20 protein-coding genes and 3 pseudogenes are annotated in these 24,734 nt (G+C 63.2%); 14 read left to right on the forward strand and 9 right to left on the reverse strand.

Annotated features, from left to right (window positions below):
• Positions 1–195: 195 nt before the first annotated feature.
• From NVV93_RS05740 to NVV93_RS05750, 3 genes are all read left to right on the forward strand, one after another.
• Entirely contained in the window at positions 196–660 is a 465-nt protein-coding gene (locus NVV93_RS05740; protein ID WP_258253486.1) for a thioesterase domain-containing protein, read from the forward strand.
• 164 nt (positions 661–824) lie between these two features.
• Positions 825–4,997, forward strand: a complete 4,173-nt coding sequence (hrpA, locus tag NVV93_RS05745) for an ATP-dependent RNA helicase HrpA (RefSeq protein ID WP_258253487.1) — start codon at positions 825–827, stop codon at positions 4,995–4,997.
• Positions 4,998–5,118: 121 nt separating this feature from the next.
• A complete protein-coding gene (locus NVV93_RS05750; protein WP_258253488.1) occupies positions 5,119–5,646 on the forward strand; it encodes a DUF3087 domain-containing protein in 528 nt (175 codons plus the stop codon).
• Positions 5,647–5,865: 219 nt separating this feature from the next.
• Here the strand turns inward: NVV93_RS05750 and NVV93_RS05755 are convergent.
• Positions 5,866–5,999 (reverse strand): annotated as a pseudogene (locus NVV93_RS05755) (PaaI family thioesterase); the annotation flags it as partial.
• A gap of 319 nt (positions 6,000–6,318) precedes the next feature.
• On the opposite strand from NVV93_RS05755, the gene NVV93_RS05760 reads away from it, so the two are divergent.
• Complete coding sequence (locus tag NVV93_RS05760) at positions 6,319–6,987, forward strand: TIGR04211 family SH3 domain-containing protein (protein ID WP_258253489.1); 669 nt, start codon at positions 6,319–6,321, stop codon at positions 6,985–6,987.
• Between the two features lie 243 nt (positions 6,988–7,230).
• Here NVV93_RS05760 and NVV93_RS05770 read toward each other — a convergent pair.
• Positions 7,231–7,680, reverse strand: a pseudogene (locus tag NVV93_RS05770) (GNAT family N-acetyltransferase); the annotation flags it as partial.
• A 149-nt stretch (positions 7,681–7,829) separates the two neighbouring features.
• Between NVV93_RS05770 and NVV93_RS05775 the strand changes: the two are divergent.
• The 3 genes from NVV93_RS05775 (at position 7,830) to NVV93_RS05785 (ending at position 11,723) form a co-directional block, all read left to right on the forward strand.
• A complete protein-coding gene (locus NVV93_RS05775) occupies positions 7,830–9,359 on the forward strand; it encodes a RimK family protein (RefSeq protein WP_258253490.1) in 1,530 nt (509 codons plus the stop codon).
• Between the two features lie 41 nt (positions 9,360–9,400).
• Positions 9,401–10,411 (forward strand): magnesium transporter CorA family protein, encoded by a 1,011-nt coding sequence (locus NVV93_RS05780; RefSeq protein ID WP_258253491.1) that lies wholly within the window; start codon positions 9,401–9,403, stop codon positions 10,409–10,411.
• Between the two features lie 562 nt (positions 10,412–10,973).
• Positions 10,974–11,723 (forward strand): Mut7-C ubiquitin/RNAse domain-containing protein, encoded by a 750-nt coding sequence (locus NVV93_RS05785; protein WP_258253492.1) that lies wholly within the window; start codon positions 10,974–10,976, stop codon positions 11,721–11,723.
• 62 nt (positions 11,724–11,785) lie between these two features.
• Here NVV93_RS05785 and NVV93_RS05790 read toward each other — a convergent pair whose 3' ends face one another.
• On the reverse strand, positions 11,786–13,243 hold the full coding sequence (locus NVV93_RS05790) for a SulP family inorganic anion transporter (protein ID WP_258253493.1): 1,458 nt from the start codon (positions 13,241–13,243) through the stop codon (positions 11,786–11,788).
• A gap of 243 nt (positions 13,244–13,486) precedes the next feature.
• Positions 13,487–14,035, reverse strand: a complete 549-nt coding sequence (locus NVV93_RS05795) for a hypothetical protein (RefSeq protein ID WP_258253494.1) — start codon at positions 14,033–14,035, stop codon at positions 13,487–13,489.
• Positions 14,036–14,367: 332 nt separating this feature from the next.
• On the opposite strand from NVV93_RS05795, the gene NVV93_RS05800 reads away from it, so the two are divergent.
• Positions 14,368–14,805, forward strand: coding sequence for an HIT family protein (locus NVV93_RS05800; RefSeq protein ID WP_258253495.1), 438 nt, complete (start codon positions 14,368–14,370; stop codon positions 14,803–14,805).
• Positions 14,806–15,090: 285 nt separating this feature from the next.
• Here the strand turns inward: NVV93_RS05800 and phoA are convergent, their stop codons facing one another.
• Complete coding sequence (gene phoA / locus NVV93_RS05805; protein WP_258253496.1) at positions 15,091–16,530, reverse strand: alkaline phosphatase; 1,440 nt, start codon at positions 16,528–16,530, stop codon at positions 15,091–15,093.
• Between the two features lie 569 nt (positions 16,531–17,099).
• On the opposite strand from phoA, the gene NVV93_RS05810 reads away from it, so the two are divergent.
• The 3 genes and pseudogenes from NVV93_RS05810 (at position 17,100) to NVV93_RS05820 (ending at position 18,454) form a co-directional block, all read left to right on the forward strand.
• A complete protein-coding gene (locus tag NVV93_RS05810) occupies positions 17,100–17,519 on the forward strand; it encodes a 3-isopropylmalate dehydratase (RefSeq protein ID WP_258253497.1) in 420 nt (139 codons plus the stop codon).
• Positions 17,518–17,664, forward strand: a pseudogene (locus NVV93_RS05815) (DUF3820 family protein); the annotation flags it as partial. The gene NVV93_RS05810 and the pseudogene NVV93_RS05815, both read left to right, overlap by 2 nt.
• Positions 17,665–17,743: 79 nt before the next feature.
• Positions 17,744–18,454 carry a helix-turn-helix domain-containing protein gene (locus tag NVV93_RS05820; RefSeq protein WP_258253498.1) on the forward strand — a complete coding sequence of 237 codons (711 nt, stop codon included), beginning with the start codon at positions 17,744–17,746 and terminating at the stop codon, positions 18,452–18,454.
• Position 18,455: 1 nt separating this feature from the next.
• Here the strand turns inward: NVV93_RS05820 and NVV93_RS05825 are convergent, their stop codons facing one another.
• From NVV93_RS05825 to NVV93_RS05835, 3 genes are all read right to left on the reverse strand, one after another.
• Positions 18,456–19,178 (reverse strand): ABC transporter substrate-binding protein, encoded by a 723-nt coding sequence (locus NVV93_RS05825; RefSeq protein WP_258253499.1) that lies wholly within the window; start codon positions 19,176–19,178, stop codon positions 18,456–18,458.
• 129 nt (positions 19,179–19,307) lie between these two features.
• A complete protein-coding gene (locus tag NVV93_RS05830; RefSeq protein WP_258253500.1) occupies positions 19,308–20,258 on the reverse strand; it encodes a zinc-binding alcohol dehydrogenase family protein in 951 nt (316 codons plus the stop codon).
• Positions 20,259–20,372: 114 nt separating this feature from the next.
• Complete coding sequence (locus tag NVV93_RS05835; RefSeq protein ID WP_258253501.1) at positions 20,373–20,984, reverse strand: LysE family translocator; 612 nt, start codon at positions 20,982–20,984, stop codon at positions 20,373–20,375.
• Between the two features lie 221 nt (positions 20,985–21,205).
• Here NVV93_RS05835 and NVV93_RS05840 point away from each other — a divergent pair, with 221 nt between their 5' ends.
• On the forward strand, positions 21,206–21,418 hold the full coding sequence (locus tag NVV93_RS05840; protein WP_258253502.1) for a DUF3820 family protein: 213 nt from the start codon (positions 21,206–21,208) through the stop codon (positions 21,416–21,418).
• On the opposite strand, the gene NVV93_RS05845 is transcribed toward NVV93_RS05840, so the two are convergent.
• Positions 21,415–21,948 carry a hypothetical protein gene (locus NVV93_RS05845; protein ID WP_258253503.1) on the reverse strand — a complete coding sequence of 178 codons (534 nt, stop codon included), beginning with the start codon at positions 21,946–21,948 and terminating at the stop codon, positions 21,415–21,417. The genes NVV93_RS05840 and NVV93_RS05845 overlap by 4 nt on opposite strands.
• A 192-nt stretch (positions 21,949–22,140) precedes the next feature.
• Between NVV93_RS05845 and NVV93_RS05850 the strand changes: the two genes are divergently transcribed.
• Positions 22,141–23,196 carry a diguanylate cyclase gene (locus NVV93_RS05850; protein ID WP_258253504.1) on the forward strand — a complete coding sequence of 352 codons (1,056 nt, stop codon included), beginning with the start codon at positions 22,141–22,143 and terminating at the stop codon, positions 23,194–23,196.
• 389 nt (positions 23,197–23,585) lie between these two features.
• Positions 23,586–24,707 carry a beta-ketoacyl-ACP synthase III gene (locus tag NVV93_RS05855; RefSeq protein ID WP_258253505.1) on the forward strand — a complete coding sequence of 374 codons (1,122 nt, stop codon included), beginning with the start codon at positions 23,586–23,588 and terminating at the stop codon, positions 24,705–24,707.
• The last annotated feature ends 27 nt before the right edge of the window (positions 24,708–24,734 follow it).

The following is a 24,734-nucleotide window of genomic DNA, read 5'->3' on the forward strand; positions in this document are numbered from 1 at the left end:
GGCGGGGCTTTGTCGTTTCTGGCGGTTCGCCGACCGTAGGAGCGAATTCATTCGCGATCAAAGGCGCCACCGGGGTGCCCAAAAAAATCGCGGATGAATCCGCTCCTACACTTTGGTCATGCATCCAGCGCCTGTCGACCATCCGCCACGCGGCGCCTACCATAGAGCACCTCTCAGCCTTTAGACCCGATCGCCATGGCCGCTTCTACCGACGACATCACCCGCGCCGAGACGCTGACTCGCTACCTGCACGAGAACATCCCGCTCACCCAGTTCATGGCCATTCGCGCCTTGCCCAGCGTCCCCGGCCAGCTGCGCCTGAGCGCGCCCCACGCGCCGAATCGCAATCCGCACAACACGGTATTCGGCGGCAGCCTGGCGACCCTGGCCATCGCCACCGGCTGGACCTTGCTGTTCGACGCCCTGCAGCGCGAAGGCCTCAAGGCCGCGCTGGTGATTCAGCACTTCGCCTGCGACTACCGTGCCCCGGCCGCCGCCGAATTCGTCGCCGCCGCTCGATTGCCCGAGGACTGGCCGGCGTTTCTCGACACCTTGCGCAACCGCGGCCGCGCCCGCCTGAACCTGCCGATCCAGCTGAGCTGCACCGACCAGCCGGTACTCACCGCTCACGCGCGCTACGTCGCCATTCTGGAACGCTGAACGCCGTAGGTTGGGTTGAGAAGCGCAGCGCCGAAGCCCAACGTGGCAGGTCGATTCCGTATCGTTGGGCATCGCTGCGCTCAGCACCAACCTACGTCCGCGCGACCGCGTGGTGGGCAAATCTGCGACAATCGCGGCCTTTCCCGGATGCCCGCGCCTGCCCGATGACCGATATCGCCTCCCTCGATTCCCTGCTGAAAAACCTCGATCAGGCCATGCTGGCCGATCGTCACCGGCTGCGCCGCCAACTGCACGAGCTGCACAAACACTCGGCACAGCCCGATGCGGCCAAGCTGGCGCAGTGGCTGGAGCGTTTCCAGGCCTCCTGCGCCAAGGTCGAGGCGCGCCGCGCCAGCGTGCCGGTGATGCGCTACGACGATGCCCTGCCGATCGCCGCCAAGCGCGACGAAATCAAGGCCGCGCTGGAGAAGCATCAAGTCCTGGTGATCGCCGGCGAAACCGGCTCAGGCAAGACCACCCAGCTGCCGAAAATCTGCCTGGAGATCGGTCGCGGTCAGCACGGCTTGATCGGCCACACCCAGCCCCGCCGGCTGGCCGCGCGCAGCGTCGCCACCCGCGTTGCCGAAGAGATCGGCACGCCGCTCGGCGAGCTGGTCGGCTATCAGGTGCGCTTCGAGGATCAGAGCAAGGACAGCACGCTGATCAAGCTGATGACCGACGGCATCCTGCTCGCCGAGACTCAGCACGACCGCTTCCTCGAGAAGTACGACACGATCATCGTCGACGAGGCCCATGAACGCAGCCTCAACATCGACTTCCTGCTCGGCTACCTGAAAACCCTGCTGCCACGCCGCCCGGATCTGAAGGTCATCATCACCTCGGCGACCATCGACCTGGAGCGCTTCAGCAAGCATTTCGACGATGCACCGATCGTCGAAGTCTCCGGCCGGACCTTTCCGGTCGACACCTGGTACCGCCCGCTGGCCGCCGAGGTGGACGAGGAGGGCGAGCGCCTGCTCGACGACCTCACCGTCGACCAGGGCATCCTCGCTGCGCTGGATGAGATCGCCGCGTTCGAGCGCAGCGAGGGCAAGCGCCCCGGCGACGTCCTGATTTTCCTGCCCGGCGAACGCGAGATCCGCGAGGCCGCCGAAGTGTTGCGCAAGGCCAACCTGCGCTTCACCGAAGTGTTGCCGCTGTATGCGCGATTGACTCCGGCCGAGCAGCAGAAGATTTTCGCGCCAATGGCCGGACGCAAGATCGTCCTCGCCACCAACGTCGCGGAAACCTCGCTGACCGTGCCGGGCATCCGCTACGTGATCGACAGCGGCACTGCGCGCATCAGCCGCTACAGCTATCGCGCCAAGGTTCAGCGCCTGCCCATCGAAGCCGTCTCGCAGGCCAGCGCCAACCAGCGCAAGGGCCGTTGCGGGCGGGTCGAGCCGGGCATCTGTGTGCGCCTGTACAGCGAGGAAGACTTCCTCGGCCGTCCGGCCTTTACCGATCCGGAAATACTGCGTACCAACCTCGCCGCGGTGATCCTGCAGATGCTTCATCTGCGTCTCGGCACCATCGAGGATTTTCCCTTTATCGAGCCGCCGGAAGGTAAGGCGATCAGCGACGGTTTCACCCTGTTGCAGGAGCTGTCCGCGGTAAACCGCGAGAACCAGCTGACGCCGATCGGCCGCCAGTTGGCGCGTCTGCCCATCGACCCGCGCCTCGGTCGGATGGTCCTCGAAGCCGCCAAGCTCGGCAGTCTCGACGAAGTGCTGATCGTCGCCAGCGCGCTGTCCGTGCAAGACCCGCGTGAGCGGCCAATGGACCGCCAGCAGGCCGCCGACCAGGCCCACGCGCAGTGGAAAGACGTGGATTCCGACTTCGCCGCGCTGGTCAACTTGTGGCGCGGCTTCGAGGAGAAACGCCAGGAACTCGGCTCCAATCCGCTGCGCAACTGGTGCAAGAAGAACTTCCTGAATTACCTGCGCCTGCGCGAATGGCGCGACTCACACCGCCAGCTGGTGCTGATCGCTCGCGAGTTGCAACTGTCCGGCAACCGCACGGCTGATACCCGCTCTGCTGCCCGTAGGGTGGACAACGCCGCAGGCTTGTCCACCGCGGTGGATGGCTCCGGCCATCCACCCTACAAGGGCGGCGTCGGCCAAGGTAGCCCCGTAGGATGGGTTGAGCGCAGCGATACCCATGCGGCCCAATCTGCCCCCGTCGCCCAGAACGATGGGCATCGCTCCGCTCAGCGCCATCCTACGAAGGCGGCTGCCGGCAACGCCGACAAACCCCTGGACGAGCAGCAGCAACGCAGCGTCGACTACGCCAAATTGCACAAGGCGATCCTCTCCGGTCTGCTCAGCCAGATCGGCCAGAAGACCGAAGACGGCGATTACCTCGGCGCGCGCCAGCGGCGTTTCTGGCTGCATCCGTCCAGCGTGATTGGCCGCAAACGGCCGCAATGGGTGATGGCCGCCGAGCTGATGGAAACCACCAAACTGTTCGCCCGCCAAGTCGCGAAAATCGAGCCGGATTGGATCGAGCCGCTGGCCGGCCACCTGATCAAGAAAAACCACTTCGAACCGCATTGGGAGAAGAAGCGCGGCCAGGTCGTCGCCTTCGAGCAAGTCACCCTGTATGGCCTGATCGTGGTCGGTCGCCGCCCGGTGCACTACGGTCCGGTTGACCCGACGGTAGCGCGCGAATTGTTCATCCGCGAAGGCCTGGTGCGCGGCGAAATCAACAGCCGCGCCAAGTGCCTGACCGCCAACCGCCTGCTGCTGGAAAAACTCGACGAGCTGGAGGCCAAGGCGCGCCGCCGCGACATCCTCGCCGACGAGGAAACCCTGTTCGCCTACTACGAGGCGCGCATCCCGCAGGACATTTACCAAACCGCCAGTTTCGAGAGTTGGTACAAGACCGAGAGTCAGAAGAATCCGCAGCTGCTGATCATGCGCGAGGAAGACGTCCTGGCCCGCGATGCCAAGGAAATCACCGCCGCGCAGTACCCGGACATCCTGCACCTCGGCGAGTTGCAACTGCCGCTCAGCTACCACTTCGAGCCCAATCACCCGCGTGACGGCGTGACCCTACGCGTGCCGGCACCGCTGCTTCCGCAGCTGCCCAGCGAGCGCCTCGAATGGCTGGTGCCGGGCCTGCTCGAGGCCAAGGCCATCGCCCTGGTGCGTAACCTGCCCAAGGCGCTGCGCAAGAACTTCGTGCCGGTGCCGGACTTCGTTGGCGCCGCGCTCAGCAAGCTGACCTTCGGCCACGGCAGTTTGCCGGAAGCGCTCGGCCGCGAACTGCTGCGCATGACTGGCGCGCGCGTCTCCGATGAGGCCTGGAGCGAAGCCGCCGCGCAGCTCGACGGTCACCTGAAGATGAATCTGGAAGTGGTCGATGCCAACGGCAAGTTCCTCGGCGAAGGCCGCGATTTGGCCGAACTGACTGCGCGCTTCGCCGAAGCCAGCCAGGCTGCGTTAGCCATTCCGCAGAGCGCCACGGGGCAAAAGCCGGTGCAAGCCAAGGAGTTCGCCGAGGTCGCCGAGAAGACTCAGCAGAAGATCGCCGGCCTCTCGATGACCGTGTTCCCGGCGCTGGTGGAAGACGGCGGGGTGGTCAAGGAAGAGCGCTTCTCGACCCACGCCGAAGCCGAATTCCAGCACCGCCGCGCCTTGCAGCGCCTGCTTCTGCAACAACTCGCTGAACCAGCCAAGTTCCTGCGCAGCAAACTGCCGGGCCTCACCGAGCTCGGTCTGCTGTACCGCGAACTGGGCCGTGTTGAGGCGCTGGTCGAAGACATCCTCCTGGCCAGCCTGGACAGTTGCATCCTCGACGGCGTCAGCCCACTGCCACGCGACGGTGCCGCACTGGCTGCCTTGGCCGAGAAAAAGCGCGGCGTCTGGACCGAGCATGCCGAGCGCCTGGCGCGCCTGACACTGGACATCCTCAAGCTCTGGCACAGTCTGCAAAAGCGCTTCAAGGGCAAGATCGACCTGGCCCAGGCCATGGCCCTCAACGACATCAAGCAGCAGCTCGCCAATCTGGTCTATCCCGGCTTCGTCCGCGAAACCCCGGCCGAATGGCTGAAGGAACTGCCGCGCTACCTGAAAGCCATCGACCAGCGCCTCGACAAAGTCGGTGCGCAACTGCAGCGCGACCGCGTGTGGACCGGCGAACTCACCGGCTACTGGGAGCAATACAAGGCGCGCCTGGCTAAACACAGCCAGGAAGGCAAACGTGATCCGGAACTGGTGCTGTACCGCTGGATGCTCGAGGAATACCGCGTCTCGCTGTTCGCCCAGCAACTGGGCACCAAGATGGCGGTGTCGGATAAACGGATGAACAAACAGTGGAGCAGCGTCGACGCCTGATGCGTGGCTCGGGAATGGACAAGCGCAGCGTTGTCCACCCACGACGCCCATCCCATTACCGTAAGGGGAGCCGCGCAGCGTTTCCCTCCTTCCCCCCGTTCAATCTGGAGTCCCGCCAACCATGTTCGCAATCCAACCCATGAGCCCTGAGCGCTATCGCCAGCAGACCCGCCGCAGCACCCTGCTGATCGGCGCCATCTTCCTCGGGCTGGGCATGCTCTGCGCCGCCGCCAGCGTCAAGCTGTTCGGCACCTCGGACGGAGACAACTTCCGCTGGAACCTGCTCGGTGTGCTGGTCGGTCTGGCCCTGACCGTCGCCGTAGTGCGCATCAGCCTGTGGCGGCAGCCCTGGATGGCCCCGGCGGTCTATGGCTGGCAGCTCAAACGCAGCCTGATGCGGGTCACCAACGTGATGCACCAGGTGAAGGCCGGCGTCGCCACCGGCGATACCGCGGCCATGAAGCTGCTGCGCTTCTACCACCTGGGCCTGACGCAGATGCACCAGTTGGACGGCAACAGCAGTGAGCTTAGCCAGCTGGTCCGGGAGATCGATACTCACCGCGAGGCGATGGAGGCGCAGGGGCTGGACCCTACTCAGGACCGGCTCGATCCCGCCTGGCTGGAGACGGTGAAGCGTTTCGCAAAGTGAGCCGCTGCCGCTTGGGGCTAAGAACCTGAGCATCGAGGCCGCGTCGGTGGTGGTGAAGGCACCCGCCGTAGCCTCAGGTTATGGGAGACCTCAAGGCGACCGGGAAGCCTCTTGATGATGGTGGCAACTCAAACCATCACAGCCACTGAGTTCGGGCCCAAGCACTTAGGCGTCTTATCGGTGCAGTCAATTTCCAGCTGCGCGGATTGAATATTGCCTCACAGGCACACCATCCTCATGCCCATAGCTCTTGACGTGCAGCCGTGGGGGGTAGGGCTGCCGTAGCCATAACAAACGCCTTCCGATGCGGCGATGTCTTGAAGGGGGGGCGGATATGGCGATGCCTTGCTGATCGTTGAAGTGACCCAGGCCGAGCGTCGTCCCCACTGAACCAAAACCGCCGAATGCACGCCCCCGCAGCCAGTGCAGCACATCGATTGAGTCTGTGGGTGCGGAAAGCGGCTGCTACCGCTTGTCCATTGGCATGGCCGGAAGTGAACTCCACCCGCTCGCGGGGAGTCTTTCTGCTGTCGTCCAGCGGGTGAATTGCATGGCCATTCGCTACCCCTGGCGACAGCGCAGCCTCGCATTTCACCCCTACAACAATTCGCTTGGCCGCTCCTATCGCGCCCGTTTACCGGGCTTCGTTCTATCGTCATGTGAAGATCGCCCATGCCCCTATCTTGTCATTTCCCCGCCTGTGCTTCCCCGCTCCAGCTCCGCGCCATCGCTGCCTGCCTGCTAGCTGGTCTACTGGCGGTCGGTGCCCCCGCGCAGGCCGAGGAGCCCGCCAGCACTGCGCGCTGGGTGAGCGATAGCCTGACGACCTTCGTGCGCAGCGGTCCCACCGACGGCTACCGTATTGTCGGCACGCTCACCTCTGGACAGAAGGTCGAGTTGTTGCGCACCCAGGAGGGTTACAGCCAAGTGCGTGGTGAGAACGGCAACAGCGTATGGATCGCCAGCCGCGATCTACAGGAAGTGCCCGGCCAAGCCGAGCGCCTGCCGCAGTTGGATCAAAAGGTGGCCGAACTCCAGGCCGAGCTGAAAGGCATCGACGACACCTGGAAGACCCGCGTGCAAGGCATGCAGGAGACCCTGGATTCGCGCAAAGTGCTGATCGACGAATTGCAAGCAGCGCGCACCGCGCTGGACAGTGAACTGAGCCAGGCCCGCACCGAATTACGCGAGGTGCAGGCGCAGTTGGGCGACGAGAACAAGCAGGTACTGATGCGCTACATGATCTACGGCGGCAGCATCGCCGGTGTCGGGCTATTCGCCGGGCTGATCCTCCCGGCTCTGCTGCGGGTGCGGCGCAAGCGTAATGATCAGTGGTTTTGACGAGCTAGAAGTCGGCGCGCAACGTTACTCACGGCTACTACGTGCGCGCGCTCGCGCGCTGAAGCCAGCGTGGCAATCGCGTGAGGTGTTCGAGCGGCTGGGCCTGGCCGGCAGCGCGCGGCCGTTCAGCTTGTGCCTGCGTTGCCATAGGTTTCCCATGGCCACCGCCACCTTCCGCTTCTACGAGGCGCTCAACGACTTCCTCCCCGCCGATCGCCGTCGGCGCATCTCGCCGGCAGGCGGCTGGATGATGTGCTTCTCGTAGCGCAAGGCATCGGCGTGGTCTTCGTAGTAGTCGTTGATCAGGGCAAAGCGTCGATAACCAACCCCTTCGTAAAGCCCGATGGCTGCCGGGTTGTCCGGACGGACCTCAAGGCGCACACCTGTGCAGTCGTGCGCCAGGGCGCTTTGCTCCATCTCTGCCAACAGGCGTTTGGCCAGCCCTTGACCGCGGGCCTCTGACGAAATGGCGATGGAGTAGAGCCGGGCCAGTGATGTGCTCCGATGGAACAGCAGCAGGGCGTAGCCCATCAACCCACCTTCAGTCTCGGCGACGACCAGGCTCGCGTGGGCGCGGCTGATCATCCACTGAAAGCTGCGGGGCGTCAGTCGGTCGTGTTCGAAACACTGGTTCTCCAAGGCCAGCAATGGCTGGAGGTCTTCGGGAGTGGCATTGCGAAATATAAAGTCCATAGGAGTCGCCGTAAAACTTTCGTAATGAAGCGAGACTTTTAAAAAAGTCCGTGTTTAATAGTTATGCACTTGTTCTTCGACGGGTCAGAGAGATGGCATCGCTACAGGTTGATTTGCGCGGAGTATTAGATAAAGGTTTGGATTCTACAATGGCTAGGAAAACTTATCTTGTAAGTGAAGGTAAGAGTTCAGGTCAGCTGGTTATTATTGTGGAGCGGAAGGAGGACTGGGCTAGTTACTTCCCGAGCGAAGATGTGGTGAGCGCGCAAGAATACCTAGAGCAGTCGCGCAATAATGAGTTTGGAAAGCGTGTTCAGGTGATTAATTTATGCCGTAATTACAAGTACTTAGGGCATGGGTATTATTGCTCGTTGCTGGCTGAGGCGCGTGGTCACAAAGTAATTCCATCGGTTAAGACAATCAGCGAACTTACCCGTAAGTCACTCTATGGCTTGGCCCTGGATGATCTAGAAAAGACACTTGAGAAGGCGCTGAGCAATCACCAGTATTTAAGTACTGAAGGTTTTACCCTGAGGCTTTATTTTGGCCGAACAGATATGGAGCCTCTGCAGGATATTGCCCGCCAATTATTTGAGGCATTTCCCTGTCCGATATTGCTGGTCGAATTCAGAAAGGCCGATGGCTGGCAAATTGCCGGAGTGAAGTCAGGCGCTTTGCACAAGTTGCGTGAGAGTCAGGAAGATCAGTTTGCCAACGCGTTGGATGGTTTCAGCCGCAAGATCTGGCGCGTCCCTCGATCCAGGCGCGTGGCGCGCTATGACCTGGCCATTCTGCATGATCCTGACGAAACGCTGCCGCCGTCGAATGCCAAGGCCTTGGAGAGTTTCGTCCGCGTTGGCCGGAGCATGGGTATTGATGTCGAGTTGATCGAGAAGAAGGATTACGCACGGCTTGCTGAGTACGACGCCTTGTTGATCCGCGAGACCACCAGTGTGGACAACCACACCTATCGCTTCGCCAAGAAGGCTGAAAGCGAAGGGCTAGTGGTGATGGACGACCCGACCTCCATCCTGCGCTGCACCAACAAGGTCTACCTGACCGATCTGCTGCGCAGCAACAAGCTGGCGATGCCGGCCAGCGAGATCCTCTACAAGGACAACCCGCAGGAGCTGGAGCAAGTGGGCGAGCGGCTGGGTTTCCCGTTGGTGCTGAAGATTCCCGACGGCTGCTTCTCGCGCGGAGTGATCAAGGTGGAAAACCAAGAGCAGCTGCTCAAGGCTACCGACGAACTCTTCGAGCACTCGGTGCTGCTACTCGCCCAGGAGTTCCTCTACACCGACTACGACTGGCGCATCGGAATTCTTAACCGCAAGCCGATCTTCGCCTGCCAGTACTTCATGTCGAAGGGCCACTGGCAGATCTTCAACCACAAGGCCATGGGTGCCGAAGTGATTGGCGAGTGCCGCACGCTGGCCGTCCATGAAGCGCCCCGCGCGGTGGTGGAGCTGGCGGTGAAAACGGCCAACCTGATCGGCGATGGTCTCTATGGGGTGGACCTCAAGCAGGTTGGCGACCGGGTAGTGGTGATCGAAGTGAACGACAACCCCAACCTCGATGCCGGGATCGAGGACGCGTACCTGCAGGACGACCTCTACACCCTGGTGCTGGAAGAATTCGTCCGCAGGCTGGAACTGAAACGACGCGGCCAGGCCTGGTAGGGCCGTTCCACTAGAAGTTCGGCGAGGATCGAGGCATCCAAATGGTTAACAGCTTCCAACTCTCCCAAGGCGTATTGCGTCCGACCGAAAGCCTGGACGCCGAGGTGCTTCTCTTCATCAATCCGGATGCCGCCGAGCGTGACCTGCTGCAGAGCAGGTTCCGCCTCGACGAGCATGCGCTGGCCTCGGCCCTGGACCCGGACGAGGTATCGCGCATCGAGTTCCACCCGGACAGCCTCTTTCTGATCTGGAAGCGCCCCGAGAACTACTCGGGCGGCGACAGCTTCTCCTTCGAGGTGTCGTCCTTTGGCCTGCTGCTGAGCGCCGAACGCCTGGTTCTGATCGCCCCGGACGACTCGCAGATGCGCGGACTGGGCGCCCGCCACGACCTGCACACGCCATTGGATGTGCTGCTGGACATGCTGTTCAGCAACATCCACCACTACCTGGGCCATCTCAAGGTGATCAAGATGGTGGCCCGCGAACTCCAGCAGCGCTTCAACAGCTCGATGCAGAACCACCATCTGGTGCAGATGTTCAATCTCAGCGAGAGCCTGATCTATTACATCAACGCCATCCACAGTAACGGCACAGTGCTCTCAAGGCTGCGCAACCATGCCGAGAAGAGGCATTTCAGCGCCGAGGTGCTGGCGCTGATCGACGACCTGATCATCGAAAACAACCAGTGCTACAAGCAGGCGGAGATCTACTCCACGGTGTTCGCCGGGCTGATGGATGCCCGCGGCAATTTGGCCAACAACACCATGAACGAAATGCTGCGCAAGCTGACCCTGATCAACGTGGTGTTTCTGCCCCTGAACCTGATCGCCAGCATCGGCGGCATGTCCGAGTTCAGCATGATGACGGCCGGCGTGCCCTGGTGGCTGGCCTATCCGATTCTGGTGTTGGCGATGTTGTTACTGGGCGGGGTGATGGTGCTGTTCCTCAAGCGCCTGGCGCGGGACTTCCGCGGTGGACGCCCGGAGGCATCGGCAGATGGTGGCCGGGACCGGCGTTGGAGAGGGGGATTTTTCACAAGGATCTTTTCGTGAGCCCGCGGGCTGCGAGCGGTAGAGGCTTCTACCAACGCTTCACACCTGGGTTTGTCGCAGGACTAACAGTCGACGCTTGGAGATATTGATGAGCAGCACAGATGTTGGGTTACTCGTGGTGTCCCTGATTCTTCTACTTGGGGTGGTGAGTTTTTATCTGGATGTTGTCAGGAAGAAGGACAAGTCCAACTGAGACCTGGGTTGCCAAGGCGCTGACAAGGAAGTTTCGGGAGCGTTGATCGGTTCAACTTCTCGCCGATGGTCCTATTTCAAGGTATCTGAAATAGCCCAGTTGCCCGTGTACGCGAGCGCCGCCCAAGGCCAGTAGTTTCCGCATGGTTATCGCCACCTTCCGCTTCTACGAGAAGCTGGCGCGGGGTGGTTGAGTGGAGAGGGGTAGATGGCCGCGTGGGTATCGCTGCGCTCGACCTAGGCGGCCCCACCCACCCTACGAGGCGGTGGAGTCGGGTTGGATGCCGGCGGGAAAAGGGGGCAGATATATTTTCTGTCTTCGGTCAACACTCGCCCGCCGCACCTCTCCCAGCCCTGCCATAGTTCCCCCATGACCACCGCCACCTTTCGCTTCTACGAAGAACTCAACGAGTTCCTCCCCGCCGACCGCCGCCGGCAGGACATCACCTGCGTCTGCGCCCGCGCCGCGACCACCAAGCACATGATCGAAGCCCTCGGCGTGCCGCATACCGAGGTGGAGTTGGTGTTGGTGAATGGCGAGTCGGTGGGGTTTGAGCGGTTGATTGAAGACGGCGACCGGATTGCGGTGTATCCGAAGTTCGAGGCGCTGGATGTCAGCTCGCTGTTGCGGGTGCGTGAACGGCCGTTGCGGGTGACGCGCTTCGTCGCCGATGTGCATCTCGGTGGGCTGGCGCATCTGCTGCGCCTGGCCGGGTTCGACACGCTGTACGAGACGGACTTCGCCGACGCGCAGATCGCCGCACTGGGCGCTGACGAAGGGCGAATCGTGCTGACCCGCGACCGAGAGTTGCTCAAGCGGCGCAATGTCACCCACGGCTGCTATGTGCGGGCGTTGAAGCCGGCGTTGCAGTTGCGTGAGTTGTTCGAGCGGCTGGACTTGGCCGGCAGCGCGCGGCCGTTCAGCTTGTGCCTGCATTGCAATGCGCCGCTGCGCGAGGTGGACAAGGCGGCGGTACTCGAGCGCCTGCCGCCGAAGGTGCGCGAGTTGTATCAGCGCTTTCTCACCTGCGATGGCTGTCAGCGGGTGTTCTGGGAGGGCTCGCACTGGCGCAGCATGCAGGCGCTGCTCCGGCCGTTGTTGGCGGCGCGGGATGGTTGAGTGGCGAGGGTGGTTGGAACGGGCGGGTATCGCTGTGCTCGACCTGCTCGGCCCGACCCACCCTACGCGGCGGTGGGGTCGGGCTGGATGCCGGCGCGCTTGAGCAGTTGTTTGCAGCGCTCGGATAGATGCATGACGCGCAGGTGTTTACCGGCTTTGGCGTAGCGTTCGCGCAGGGTTTGCAGGGCGGCGATGGCGGAGTAGTCGACGAAGCTCAGGTGGCGGCAGTCGAGGGTCGCCTGCGATGGGTCGCCGGCGGCGTCGAACAGGTTGAGAAACTGCGTCGAGGAGGCGAAGAACAGCGTGCCGTGGGGCAGGTAGAGCTTGCTGCCGTCGCTTTCAGTGTGGCTGTCGGCATACAGCTCGCGGGCGTGCTGCCAGGCGAAGTTCAGCGCGGCGATGACGATACCGCAGAGCACGGCGGTAGCCAGGTCGGTGAACACGGTGATGACGGTGACGGCGACAATCACCAACACATCATGCAGCGGCACCTTGCCGAGCACCCGCAGCGAAGCCCAGGCGAAGGTCTGCTGAGCGACCACGAACATCACGCCGACCAGCGCGGCGAGCGGGATGCGCTCGATCAGCGGCGAGAGGAACAGCACGAACAGCACGATCATCACCCCGCTGACCACCCCGGACAGCCGGCCGCGGCCGCCGGAGCTGAGGTTGATCACCGTCTGGCCGATCATCGCGCAACCGCCCATGCCGCCGAACAGGCCGGAGACCATGTTGGCCGCGCCGAGGGCCACGCATTCGCGGTCGGGGTGGCCACGGCTTTCGGTGATCTCGTCGGTGAGGTTGAGGGTCAGCAGGGTTTCCAGCAGGCCGACCAGTGCCATCAGCAGCGCATAGGGGGCGATGATGCGCAGCGTCTCGAGGCTCCAGGGAATCTCCGGCAACGCCAGGCTCGGCAGGCCGCCGGCGATGTGCGCCATGTCGCCGAGGGTGCGCGTCGGCAGGCCGAGGGCGAAGGTCAGCAGGCCGACGCCGAGGATCGCCACCAGCGCCGGCGGCACGGCGCGGGTCAGGCGCGGCAGGGCATAGACGATGGCCATGGTCAGCGCGACCAGGCCGAGCATCCAGTACAGCGGCGTACCGGACAGCCAGGCCTCGCCCTGCTTGAAGTGCTCCAGCTGAGCGAGGGCGATGATGATCGCCAGGCCATTGACGAAGCCGAGCATCACCGGGTGCGGCACCATGCGCACCAGTTTGCCCAGGCGCAGGGCGCCGAACAGCATCATCAGCAAGCCGCCGAGCAGCACGGTGGCGAGCAGGTATTGCACGCCGTGTTGCACCACCAGGGCGACGATCACCACTGCCATCGAGCCGGCCGCGCCGGAGATCATCCCTGGCCGGCCGCCGAACAGCGCGGTGAGGGTGCAGATGATGAACGCACCGTACAGGCCCATCAGCGGGTTGAGGTGGGCGACCAGGGCGAAGGCGATGCACTCGGGCACCAGGGCGAACGAGGAGGTGAGTCCGGCCAGGACATCGGCGCGCAGACGGGCGGGTTTCATGGAGTACCTGTGGCGGGCAGCGCGGGCGCTGCGGGGGCTTGCGAAAGGGCGGCAATGTTAGAGCCTGTTTACGATCTCGCGAGCTAGAGCCATGCAAGACAAAAACAGGCGAGGAAGCGGAGTTTACGAGCTGTAAATGAGCATTTCGAGCCTGTTTTTAACGCAGCAGGGCCGACGCGCAGCAGATCGTAAACAGGCTCTTGGGGGATCGGGCCGCCGTCCGGCCAGTACGGGTGACCAGGTTCAGTTGAGGCGGTAGCGGGTCAGATCGGCCGCGGAGAGGACGCGCATCTTGTGCGGCGGGATTTGCTGGATGTCCTGCGCCAGGCTCGGCGCCACGCCCATGTCGCGCAGATAGCGGGTCGGGTCGCCGCCGGTGGACAGGTCGCGCGCCGAATCACCACCGGGGAAATAGGGGCGGTGCAGGCCGACGGGGCCGCGCACGGTCCGTTGTTTGCCGGCCGCCAGCAGGTAGATGCAACTGCCCTGGCAGAGCCCGGAGTCCGGCACCAGCGCGTCGAAGCCGTATTCGCGCAGCAGACGGCCCATGCGCGTGGCTTCCACGACGCTGCCGCCGATGGTGTCGAGCAGCAGGATCTTGCGCGCGAATTTGCCTGGATGGGCACGCAGGCCCTTGAGCAGCGCCTCGTAGTCGCCGGGGGCGATGTCCTCGGTGATCTTGACCGCCAGCACCGGGCCGAGGCGTGGATTCTGGACGGACGTGACGTCCACCTTCGCCTGGGCGGCGAACGATAGCGAGATCAGCAGGGCAAGGCTCAGGATTCGATACATGGTGCGGAGATTCAGGGTCAGGTGGCGCGGCAGGCGACGATACCTGTCGCGCGTCGAGGCGGGAAGGGGGCGCCAGCGGCGGGCATGGCGCTGCGTTCGAATGTTGCAACGCGTAGGAGCGAATTCATTCGCGATGGGGGTTGGGGCAATCGCGAATTAATTCGCTCCTACGAAAGCCAGGTGGTAGCCCGGATGCAATCCGGGGAGTCGATGGCGGCGCTCCCGGATTGCATCCGGGCTACGGCATGAAACGCCTATGTGTTGGTTTGGTTTTTCCGGCGGGCAGAAGTCGGTATCGTTGGTCCATTGACCCTCGGCCCAATGGAGACCTTATGAGCCTGCACGGTACTTATGATCCACAGAACATCTTCGCCCTGATCGTCAAAGGTGATGCCCCGTGCTTCAAGTTGTACGAGGACGATGAGGTGCTCGCCTTCCTCGATGCGTTCCCGCAGTCTTACGGCCATACGTTGGTGATCCCCAAGCATTCGGCGGCGCGCAACATCCTGGAGGTCGATGCGGACACGCTGTGCAAGGTCATGCGCGTGGTGCAGAAGCTCACCGCGGTGATCGTAGAGGAGTTGCAGCCCGAAGGCGTGCAGGTGGCGCAGTTCAACGGCGCGCCGGCTGGGCAGACGGTGTTCCATATCCATGTGCATATCGTGCCGCGCTTTGCCGGCGAGAAGCTCGGCGTGCACGCGGCCAACAAGGCTGATCCGGAGGCGTTGAAGGAGCTGCAGACGCGGCTAGTGAAGCGCATTCAGGGTTGAGCCCGGTAGGGCGTACTCGCGTCGCAGTACGCCAATGCGGCGGCGAGCATAAAGCGGCGGACTGTTCGCTGGCGCTCCTGAGTCCGCCCTACAGGGCTGGAGCGCCGCAGGGCATTCAAAGGGCATCGGTGAGCGGATCGCTCGCAGGCAACGGCATGGGGCGGAGCATCCGCCTAGCCTGTCGACCTTCCTTGGTTTTAGGCGACGGCCGGCGTGGCAGGCCGTCGTGTATCGGCGTGCCCCGCCCCTCGCTGGTGAGAGGGCGGGGTTGCTAGCCGTTGCGGCTTACTTCAGGTCCAGCGCATTGACGATGGTGAAGAACAGGTCGGTCTGGTCGGTCAGGCCGGTGACGTTGGCCGCGCGTGGGCCGTAAGCGGCGATGCGCAGTTGGCTGCCGGTGTGCTCCTGCGAGCTACCTTCGGACGTGCCATAGCTCACGGCCATCGGCGCGCCGTCTTTGGTGGTGAGCATCTGGCTCAGGCCGGGTGCCGAGGATTCCGGGGCGACGATCTGGCTGGAGTGGGCGTGGTCGGCGGTGACGATGACCAGGGTGTTGCCGTCGGCCTTGGCGAACGCCAGGGCTTTTTGCACGGCTTCGTCGAGGTCGACGGTTTCCCCGATCTGCCCGCACGGGTTGGCGGCGTGGTCCTGTTTGTCGATGGAGGCGCCTTCGACTTGCAGGAAGAAGCCGGAGCGGTTGTCCTTCAGCAGTTCGATGGCCTTACCGGTCATTTCCGCCAGGGTCGGGATGTCGCTGCTGCGCTCCGGGTTGACCTGGCAGGTCACAGCCGGTTGGGTGAGGTTGCCGTGGTAACTGGCTTTCGGGCCGTTCCAGCGCACTGGCATGTTGCCCGTGGCGAACAAGCCGAGCAGCGGCTGCCTCTGGTTGGCGCTGCGGATGCTTTTCAAGTCGGCGCTGTTTTCGACAATCTTGAAGCCCCGGGCGAGGGCTTGGTCGCGCAGGGTTTTGCCGACCCATTTGCCGGCTTTGGCGGTTTCCGCGAAGCTGGCCGCGCCGCCGCCCAGCACCACGTCGGCACGCGCGTTGAGCAGCTGTTCGGTGATCGAGCCCAGCCCGCCATTTTCCAGGGCGTTGCTCGGGCACTGGGCGCTGGTGGCCTTCGGTCCATAGCATCTGCGCCCGGTGACGTGCGCGACCTGCACGGCCGGCGTGGCGTCCTGCAACTCGGAGGTGGAGACGTTGCCGGTGGCTTTGCCACGCAGCTTGGCCAGCTCCAGAAGGGTCATGTGCGGCTTCTCGTGGATGTCCACGCCGATGGCGCCGTTGTAGGTTTTCACCCCGCTGGCCCAGGCGGTGCCCGAGGCGGCGGAATCGGTCACGTAGTCCGGCTTGCCGGTGTCTTTGTGCAGCGCGTAATGGGTGTATTGGCCGGTGATCGGCAGGGCGTCGATGCCCTTGAAATAGCCGCCGGCGCCTTCGGCGTAGTTGCGCGCCAGGGTGATTTCCGAGTCGCCCATGCCATCGCCAATCAGCAGGATCACGTTCTTGGCCTTGCGATCGGACAGCGAGGCTTTCACTGCGTCGGTCAGATCGCGGCTGATCCGCCGTGCGCCGCCAAACTCGGTGATGTCACCGCGCGCCTGGCGGTTGCTCAGGCCTTTGCTGGCGTCGTCAGCGAAAGCCGGAGACGTGCTGCCGAGCAGGGCAGCACATACGGTGGCAGAGAAAGCGGCGGAGAAGGCCAGTGGGTAGCGAATGGTCATGTGAAAGTCCCTGTGCGTGTCTGGGCTTGAGCAAGTGGGGTAGTTGCTTTTCCGGGACGGCTGCCAGCACTTACCTGGCCCGCGGCTATGGAGCAATCCGAAAGTAGAAGGCGTAGATGAAGCTGGAATGACGCTGCGATGACAGCTGCAAGACGCACAGGATGGGTGTGACGAGGTGCGCATTCGCCCAGGTCAGGCGGGCGCGGATGCGGGAGGTTTAGAGGGGCTGAGCTGCGCAGCGACGATACCCATCGAGCCGATGCCGATGGGTATCGCTACGTTCGACCTATGCGGTCCGACTCATCCTACTGGTGCTGCTGCATCCTCGGGTTGTCTCGTAGGAGCGAATTCATTCGCGATGCATTCGCCTGCCCATCGCGGATCGCGAATGGATTCGCTCCTACTGGGTAAGGCGGTGTGTATGTGGATTGGAGCGAAATTCGTAGGATGGGGGAGTCGCGCTAAGAGCAGCCCTCTCCCTGGGCGTTTTGCGGTCACGGCGTTGCTCAGCTTGAGCGATGCGCAGGCATCCCCAATACTGCCCGGACACGTCGCCCAAGGAGCTTTACATGCGATCGATCGTTGCGCTGTTGGGGCTGGCGCTACTCGCCGGTTGTTCGTCTTACAAGGCTGAGCAGGTGCAAGCTGTGCCGAGCGAGCGTTTGCTGGCCTATCAAGAGGCCGCGGAGGGTAGCGGGACCATCGTGGTCAACCGCGATCTCGGTTTCCTCGGCGGCGGCTGCTATGTCGCCGTGCTGGTGGATCGTCAGGTGGCGGCGCGCATCGGTGTCGGTGAGGTGGCGACCTTTCACGTGCCGGCGGGTGCGCGAGTCGTGGGGATTTCCGCCGACAAGCAGGACGACACTCTATGCGGCAAAGGCCTGCTCTGGCGCGAGTTGGCGGTGCAGGTGGCGGCGGGGGAAAGTCGCGGTTTTCATATCGTCAGCGAATCCAAGGGCGGTTTCGCGATTCGCCCGGACGCGCCCTGATCTGCCTGGCAACTACCTCGGCTGGTTCGCCCGCGAAGGCTTCCCAAGGGCGAGCTCGGCCGCCTGCTAGCGCTAATGCACGAGATCGACCACAACGGGCCTAGGCGCCTTGCTCGAGCCGTTGCGCAAGCGGCCGCGCGGGTGATCTCCGGCACCTGTTGCTAAGGTCATAGGAGAAGCGCCGCACCGGGACCGTGCACGCGGACGTTCTCTGGGAGAGCCTGATGAACCACGTGACCACCCCGGAACCCTATTGCCGCAACTGCCGCCTGGTTCCGCCCTCGCTCGGCGAGGACCGGCTGCACGACCTGGAAGCGATCATCAAACCCGCGCGCATGCTCAACACCGGCGAGTACCTGTTTCGCCAGGGTGACCCGTTCGACAGCGTGTACCTGGTGCATTCCGGTTCGATGAAGACCGTCGCCACCAGCGAGCAGGGGCTGGAGAAGATCACCGGCTTCTACTTTCCCACGGAAATCTTCGGCTTCTCCGGCATCGGCGAAGGGCGCTTCCCGGTGTCCGCCCAGACGCTGGAGAAAACCTCGTGCAGCCGCATTTCATTCGACGAACTGGAGCGTCTGTCCGAGCGCACGCCGCGCCTGGCGCACCAGATGCTGCTGCTGATGAGTCAGAAGATTCGCGAGGACCAGCAGATGAAGCTGCTGCTGTCGCGGCTCAATGCCGATTCGCGGATCGCCGCGTTTCTGCTCAATCTCTCCGCGCACTTTCGCGAGCGCGGCTTCTCCGCCCTGCGTTTTCGCCTGAGCATGTCGCGGCACGACATCGCCGATTACCTGGGCCTAGCGGTGGAAACGGTGTCGCGCAGCTTTTCGCGCTTGCAGAAGCAGGGCCTGCTGCACGTCGATCGGCGGGAGACCGAGATTCTCGATTTCACCTCGTTGTGCATGCTGGCGGGCGGCGAGCTGGACCTGTAGCTCAGCGGTAGCGGGCGAGGATGGCGTCGAACTCGCCATCCTGCTTCATCCGCACCAGGGCGCGCAGCAGCGCCATGGTCGGCACGTCAGGCTCGTCGCGCACGATGCAGGCGACTAGGTCCTCGGAGAGCTGCTCCACTGGATACAGCGGCTGGTTGGCCGGGCGCTGGCGGTTGTACCAGGCCAGCGCCAGTTCATTGCTCACCGCGTAGTGATTGCGCCCGACGCTTAGCTTGCTCAGCGTCAGCGCCTGGGTGCGCGCGTCGTCACGCTGCAACTGGCCGCTGGCGAACAGCGGCTCCAGGCGCGAGTAGCTGAAGCCGAGCACGGTACCGATCACCTCGTCGTGCAACTGCTCCGGGCGGATCAGGGTTGGCGTCGGTGCCACCAGCAGGTCGCGCTGGATCATGAATGGCACACTCCAGATGTACTGGTGGTGCGACTCCTGCAGCCAGGTCGGGTTGACGTAGCAGCGCACGTCGATTTCGCCACGCACCAGCATCTGCTGCACGCGCTTGCGCGGCATGACCAGTTGATTAGCCTGGCGGCCGACCTTCTGCGCCAGGCGGGTCTGCAGGTCGTAGAGGATGCCTCCGGTGGCCTGGCCGTTCTCGATGTGCATCATCGGCATCGCCCAGCTCTCGCTGACCGAGAAGCGCAGCGGGCGCTCGTCGGCCGCGGCGGCACCCGTCAACAGCAACAGCGCAACAAGCAGAAAGGGCATGCGGATTCCGTTCGACCGAGGGCGCCTGCCAGCGGCAGGAGAAGGCGGCCCGCTGGAATGCGCCGGGCCGCCGCGTGCTAGACAGCTTATCGTTCCGGGCTAACGCTGCAAGCGCGCGTGCCGCCAGACTCAGGGCCGCAGGATGAACTTCTCGGTGCTGCCCTGATTGACCGCCAGATAGCACGCCGGTCCTTCGCTCAGCGGCACTTCGCGCAAGTCGCCGGGTAGCGGCAACTTGCGTTGGTCGAACAGCGCACCGAAGCCATCGAGCATCGCCGCGCAATCGGCGGTGCTGTACAGCAGCGTGTTGACGCCGACCAGCGTCCCTCCACGCCGGTACAGCGCCAGGGCCGGTAGCTGCACATAGCCGTCGGCTGGCGCGGCGATGTAGGCGATGCGCCCAAATGGCGCGAGTGCCGACACGGCGGCCGGTAGCCAGAAACCGGTGGTGTCGAAGATCACCTCGGCGCCGCCGGGGAAATGCGCTTTCACCTGCGCGGCGAGGTTGGCCGGCTCGTCGAGCTGAATGCTCTGCACGCCCGGCGCAGGCAGATAACCAGGACGCCGCACGGCGGCCACTACCTCGGCGCCACGGGCCAGGGCTAGACCGATCGCCGCGCTGCCGACCGCGCCGTTGGCGCCGATAACCAGCAGGCGCGTCCCGGCGGTCACCTGGCTGCGTTGCAGGGCATCCCAGGCGGTGGTGTAAGGCACGCCGCAGCTGGCGGCTTGGGCGAAACTCAGCGATTCGGGCTTGCGCGCCACGCCGCTGGCCGGCAGGCAGATGTGACTGGCATGGCTGCCGTCGCGGGAAAAGCCGATCTGGTTGCCGGTGCCCCACACCGCCTGGCCGATCAGTTCGGCCGGGCCCTGCACGACCACCCCGGCGAAATCGCGACCGGGTACGCGAGGCAAGGTGGTGTAGGGAAAGCGACCGAGGACGTTCTTCACATCGCTGGGGTTGAGGCCGGCGGCGTGGATTTCCACCAGCACTTCATCGGCGGCGGGAGTCGGGGTCGGCAGCTCGCGGTGGCTGAGCGCGGCCAGATCGCCAGTGGCGGTGAATTGCAGAGCGTACATGGGCGTTTCTCTCTCTCGAAAAGGAACACGGCGCAGTGCGTGAGGGTAGCGCAGCACGGCGGGCTCAGCGGATCGTCGTGTAGCACTTCGACCGGGAATGACTCGGCGTGACACTCAACGAGTCAACGGCAAGGCCACGCCCATCAAGCCGAAGAGTCCGCCGCAGCAGCGGTTGAAGGCTTTGCCGCTACGTTCCAGCCACGGGCGGACGCGGTGGGCGAGGCGCGCCAGAAGGTATTCGGTCAGCCCTTCGGTGAGGGCGAACGTCAGGGCCATCACGGCGAATTGCAGCCACAGATTGCCTTGCGGATCGATGAACTGCGGCAGGAAGGCACCGTAGAACAGAATCACCTTGGGGTTCGAAATCGCCGACAACAGGCCCTGACGGAACATCGCCGTGCCAGGCTTGCTCGCGCTACCGCTGGGGGCGCTGAGCTGCATCGGTGGCGCGCGCCAGAGCTGAATCCCAAGCCAGACCAGATAGGCGCCGCCAGCCAGCTTGAGCACCACCAATGCGTCGTTCGAGGCCTTGAGCAAGGCGCCGATGCCGAACATCGATAGCGCCATCAACACGACGAAGCCCGCGACACCGCCGCCGATGGTCCACAGCGTGCGGCGATGGCCGTACAGGGCACCATGGGTGAGGGCGAGCAAACCGTTGGGGCCGGGCGTCAGCGACAGGCCGATGATGGCGGCGAAATAGATCAGCCAGGTATGCAGGGCCATTGGCAGTTCTCCGTGATGTGTCAGGGTGGTCAGGGCGCGACCGAGTTTCGGTGAGGCCTCGGCTCGGCCAAGGTAAGAGCGCAGGCCGGTCGGATGGTCGCCAGGTCGAAGCCAGTGGTGCGGGGCAGTCTGCAGGATATGCCGTGGAGCTGCCGTCTTGCCGTATCCTTGCCGGCGCCGCCTGCCTTGGCGGCTCGTTGAACAATCGTTATGGGACGCGCATGAAGCCTGAAGATCTGCAACTGTTGGTGACCCGCCCGATGCCGTACGGCAAGTACAAGGGGCGTTTGATCGCCGATCTACCGGGCAACTATCTCAACTGGTTCGCCCGCGAAGGCTTTCCCAAGAACGAGATCGGTCGTCTGCTCGAGTTGATGCACGAAATCGATCACAACGGCCTGTCCGATTTGCTCACGCCGTTGCGTCAGCGTTAGTCGTCGGCTTCGGCATCTAGGGCCGCTTGATAGGCGGGCGCCGCGTAGATACCCACTTCCACGCACAACTCCATGACCCGGGCGAGATCGCTGGTGTAGACCAGTACGGCCTGCAACTCGTCATCCAGCGGTTCGCTGAAATCCACCAGCACGTAGCCGCCTTTTTCCGGATACAGGCTGCTTAGCTGGACCTGGATACGGTTCAGTGCTTTCAGCGGCTCGGTCTTCAGCAATTGCTTGGGTTTGAGGACGAAATTCACGTCGGCGCCGAACGAGGCGACGATCTGCTCGAACAACTCGGCATAGCTGTCGGCCTGAAACAGCACGATGTCCGGCAGGCTGCCGACCACCACCCATTCGCCTAGCGGGATGGGGAAACTGTCGTCGTAATTGATATCCGGATTGGCCTGCAGGAACGCCTGCGGGTCGGCGTAGGCCTGGGCGGCTTCAGCGGCGATTCGCTCGATTTCCTCGACGTTCATGCAGCCGGAGCTGATTTTGCCGATCAGTTCGATAAGTTGATCTTTCATGGTCGCGGTTCCCGTCGGAAATGGCCGCGAAGAATATACCGAAGTGCGCCGCATGAGGACGCCGGCGGCCGGCGGATGGCAGTCCGTCGGTAGGCCATGCGCCGTGATGGCGCTAGGCTATATTCACCGGCAACACCTTAGTGAGTTGTAAACATGGAAGAAAGACGCTCCAGGCCAGGGAAAAAGACAGGCATGTCGTTCGTACGACGGGCGTTTTGGCCACGAGCGATTGGCTTGGGCGTGGGCTTTTTTGCCGTAGCCGGCGTGTTCTGGGGTCGCGGTGAACCGCTCTGGCTGTGGGGCGCGCTGGCGTTGTATTGCTACGTCTGGCCGCTGCTGGCCTACCGCATCGCCGCTAACTCCCACGCGCCATATATAGCCGAGCAGCGCCATGTTTTGATCGACTCGCTGGTCGCCGGCTTCTGGATCGCGACCATTCAGTTCAACGTGTTGCCCACTGTGATGCTGCTGTCGATGTTGGCGATGAACAACACTGCAGCCGGGGGCGTGCGCTTCGTGGCCCTGGGCATTCTCCTGCAAGTGCTTGGGGTCGGCCTGTCGGTGCTGCTGCTGGGCTTTGGCTTCTCGCCGAAAACCACGCCGCAGCAGGTCTACGCGAGCATTCCAATGCTCGTGGTGCATCCCATGATCATCGGTCTGGTGCTGTATCAGCTGGCGATCCAGCTGGCAAAGCACAAAAAGGCGCTCCGCGAGCTGAGCCGCATCGACAACCTCACGCGGCTGTTCAATCGGGGCCACTGGAAAGAATTACTGCAGTTCGAATTCGAGCAATGCCAGCAGTTGAAACAGGGCGCCAGCCTGGCGTTGATTGATGTCGATCACTTCAAGTCCACCAACGACCAACACGGCCACATCGCCGGCGACATGGTGTTGCGCCTGGTTGGCGAGCGCATCGCGCACAACCTGCGCAGCGAGGATCTGGCCGGACGTTATGGCGGCGATGAGTTCTGCATTTTGCTGCCTCGCACTTCGCCGGAGCGCGCCCAGGAAATTCTCGAACGTCTGCGTAGTGACGTCGCGACATTGCAGTGCGACGAGGCGCCAAACCTCAGTCTCAGCCTGAGCATCGGCATCGCCGGCTACGAGCAGCATCTGACGGATGCCACCGCCTGGCTGCGCGAGGCCGACCGGGCGCTATATGAAGCCAAACGGCACGGACGCAACCGCATCATGTTGGCCAATATGCTGACTAACGATGAATGGGTGACAGGCAGCACGCCGGCCTGAATCACACCGCGCCGGCTGCTCAGGCCAAGACTTTTGGCCGGCTTTGCCTTACCGGCACTAGCAGGCCGTTGAAAAATGTAGGCGAGGCAGCCGAGACAAGGCAAAAACGGCCGAAAAAGCGCAGTTTACGTGTTGTAAATGAGCATTTTGAGGCCGTTTTTAACGCCGTATCGGCAACGCAGGTAATTTTTCAACGGCCTGCTAAGGGAAACCGACAGTGCGCTCGACCTGAGAGGGCGGCTACACAGCAGCCTCCAGAGTGGCGGCCGAAGGCTTGCCTCAATTGCTGCCCCAGGTCGGACAAACGCTCTCTCTCGATGTAGGGAAATGGCGGCATTTTGGTGCACAATAGCCGCCATTCGATCAATAACCTCTCAAGAGGAACGACTGTGCATAACGTCGTCATCAGTGGTACCGGCCTTTATACCCCGGCGAACAGCATCTCCAACGACGAGCTGGTGGAATCCTTCAATGCCTATGTGCGGCAATTCAACGCCGACAATGCAGCCGCCATCGAACGCGGCGAAGTCGAAGCGCTGACCGAGTCGAACAGCGCCTTCATCGAAAAAGCCTCCGGTATCAAAAGCCGTTTCGTCATCGACAAAGCCGGCATTCTCGACCCGCAGCGCATGGTTCCGCACATTCCGGAGCGCTCCAATGACGAGTGGGGGATTCTCTGCGAGATGGCGGTTGGCGCCGCCAAAGAAGCGCTGCAACGCGCAGGCAAGACCGTCGCCGATATCGACGGGGTGATCGTCGCCTGTTCCAACCTGCAGCGCGCCTACCCGGCGGTGGCCATCGAAGTGCAGGCCGCACTCGGCATCAACGGGTTCGGCTATGACATGAACGTCGCCTGTTCGTCGGCTACCTTCGGTATCCAGGCCGCCACTGCCGCGGTACAAACCGGTCAGGCCCGCGCGGTGCTGATGGTCAACCCGGAAATCTGCACCGGCCACCTGAACTTCCGCGACCGCGACAGCCACTTCATCTTCGGCGACGGCGCCACCGCGGTGATCATCGAGCGCGCCGACCAGGCGACCTCCAAGCACCAGTGGGACGTGGTCGGCACCAAGCTGCTGACTCAGTTCTCCAACAACATCCGCAACAACTTCGGCTTCCTCAACCGCGCGGCGGATAAGGGCAAGGGCGCGCGCGACAAGTTGTTCGTCCAGGAAGGCCGCAAGGTGTTCAAGGACGTTTGCCCGATGGTTGCCGAGTTGATTGGCGCGCATCTGGCGGAAAACCAGCTGAACGTCAGCGACGTGAAGCGCTTCTGGTTGCACCAGGCCAACCTCAACATGAACCTGCTGATCGCCCGCAAGCTGCTCGGCCGTGACGCCGAGCCAGGCGAGGCGCCGGTGATTCTCGACACCTACGCCAACACCAGTTCGGCCGGCTCGGTCATCGCCTTCCACAAGTACCAGGACGACCTGCCGAGCGGCAGCCTGGGCGTGCTCAGCTCGTTTGGTGCCGGGTATTCGATCGGCAGCGTGATTCTGCGCAAGCGCTGATTCCGTCCTGTCGCGGCGACCGTTCCC

This window comes from Pseudomonas sp. LS44 (genome assembly GCF_024730785.1).
Classification (GTDB): Bacteria; Pseudomonadota; Gammaproteobacteria; order Pseudomonadales; family Pseudomonadaceae; genus Aquipseudomonas.

What these genes read in the sequence shown, in the direction of transcription:
- NVV93_RS05795 (WP_258253494.1), bottom strand. Translation starts at nt 14,035, where the DNA reads ATGTATCGAATCCTGAGCCTTGCCCTGCTGATCTCGCTATCGTTCGCC.
- NVV93_RS05780 (WP_258253491.1), top strand. Translation starts at nt 9,401, where the DNA reads ATGGTTAACAGCTTCCAACTCTCCCAAGGCGTATTGCGTCCGACCGAA.
- NVV93_RS05825 (WP_258253499.1), bottom strand. Translation starts at nt 19,178, where the DNA reads ATGCCCTTTCTGCTTGTTGCGCTGTTGCTGTTGACGGGTGCCGCCGCG.
- hrpA (WP_258253487.1), top strand. Translation starts at nt 825, where the DNA reads ATGACCGATATCGCCTCCCTCGATTCCCTGCTGAAAAACCTCGATCAG.
- NVV93_RS05835 (WP_258253501.1), bottom strand. Translation starts at nt 20,984, where the DNA reads ATGGCCCTGCATACCTGGCTGATCTATTTCGCCGCCATCATCGGCCTG.
- NVV93_RS05775 (WP_258253490.1), top strand. Translation starts at nt 7,830, where the DNA reads ATGGCTAGGAAAACTTATCTTGTAAGTGAAGGTAAGAGTTCAGGTCAG.
- NVV93_RS05820 (WP_258253498.1), top strand. Translation starts at nt 17,744, where the DNA reads ATGAACCACGTGACCACCCCGGAACCCTATTGCCGCAACTGCCGCCTG.
- NVV93_RS05840 (WP_258253502.1), top strand. Translation starts at nt 21,206, where the DNA reads ATGAAGCCTGAAGATCTGCAACTGTTGGTGACCCGCCCGATGCCGTAC.
- NVV93_RS05740 (WP_258253486.1), top strand. Translation starts at nt 196, where the DNA reads ATGGCCGCTTCTACCGACGACATCACCCGCGCCGAGACGCTGACTCGC.
- NVV93_RS05845 (WP_258253503.1), bottom strand. Translation starts at nt 21,948, where the DNA reads ATGAAAGATCAACTTATCGAACTGATCGGCAAAATCAGCTCCGGCTGC.
- NVV93_RS05760 (WP_258253489.1), top strand. Translation starts at nt 6,319, where the DNA reads ATGCCCCTATCTTGTCATTTCCCCGCCTGTGCTTCCCCGCTCCAGCTC.
- NVV93_RS05830 (WP_258253500.1), bottom strand. Translation starts at nt 20,258, where the DNA reads ATGTACGCTCTGCAATTCACCGCCACTGGCGATCTGGCCGCGCTCAGC.
- NVV93_RS05850 (WP_258253504.1), top strand. Translation starts at nt 22,141, where the DNA reads ATGTCGTTCGTACGACGGGCGTTTTGGCCACGAGCGATTGGCTTGGGC.
- phoA (WP_258253496.1), bottom strand. Translation starts at nt 16,530, where the DNA reads ATGACCATTCGCTACCCACTGGCCTTCTCCGCCGCTTTCTCTGCCACC.
- NVV93_RS05750 (WP_258253488.1), top strand. Translation starts at nt 5,119, where the DNA reads ATGTTCGCAATCCAACCCATGAGCCCTGAGCGCTATCGCCAGCAGACC.
- NVV93_RS05800 (WP_258253495.1), top strand. Translation starts at nt 14,368, where the DNA reads ATGAGCCTGCACGGTACTTATGATCCACAGAACATCTTCGCCCTGATC.
- NVV93_RS05790 (WP_258253493.1), bottom strand. Translation starts at nt 13,243, where the DNA reads ATGAAACCCGCCCGTCTGCGCGCCGATGTCCTGGCCGGACTCACCTCC.
- NVV93_RS05810 (WP_258253497.1), top strand. Translation starts at nt 17,100, where the DNA reads ATGCGATCGATCGTTGCGCTGTTGGGGCTGGCGCTACTCGCCGGTTGT.
- NVV93_RS05785 (WP_258253492.1), top strand. Translation starts at nt 10,974, where the DNA reads ATGACCACCGCCACCTTTCGCTTCTACGAAGAACTCAACGAGTTCCTC.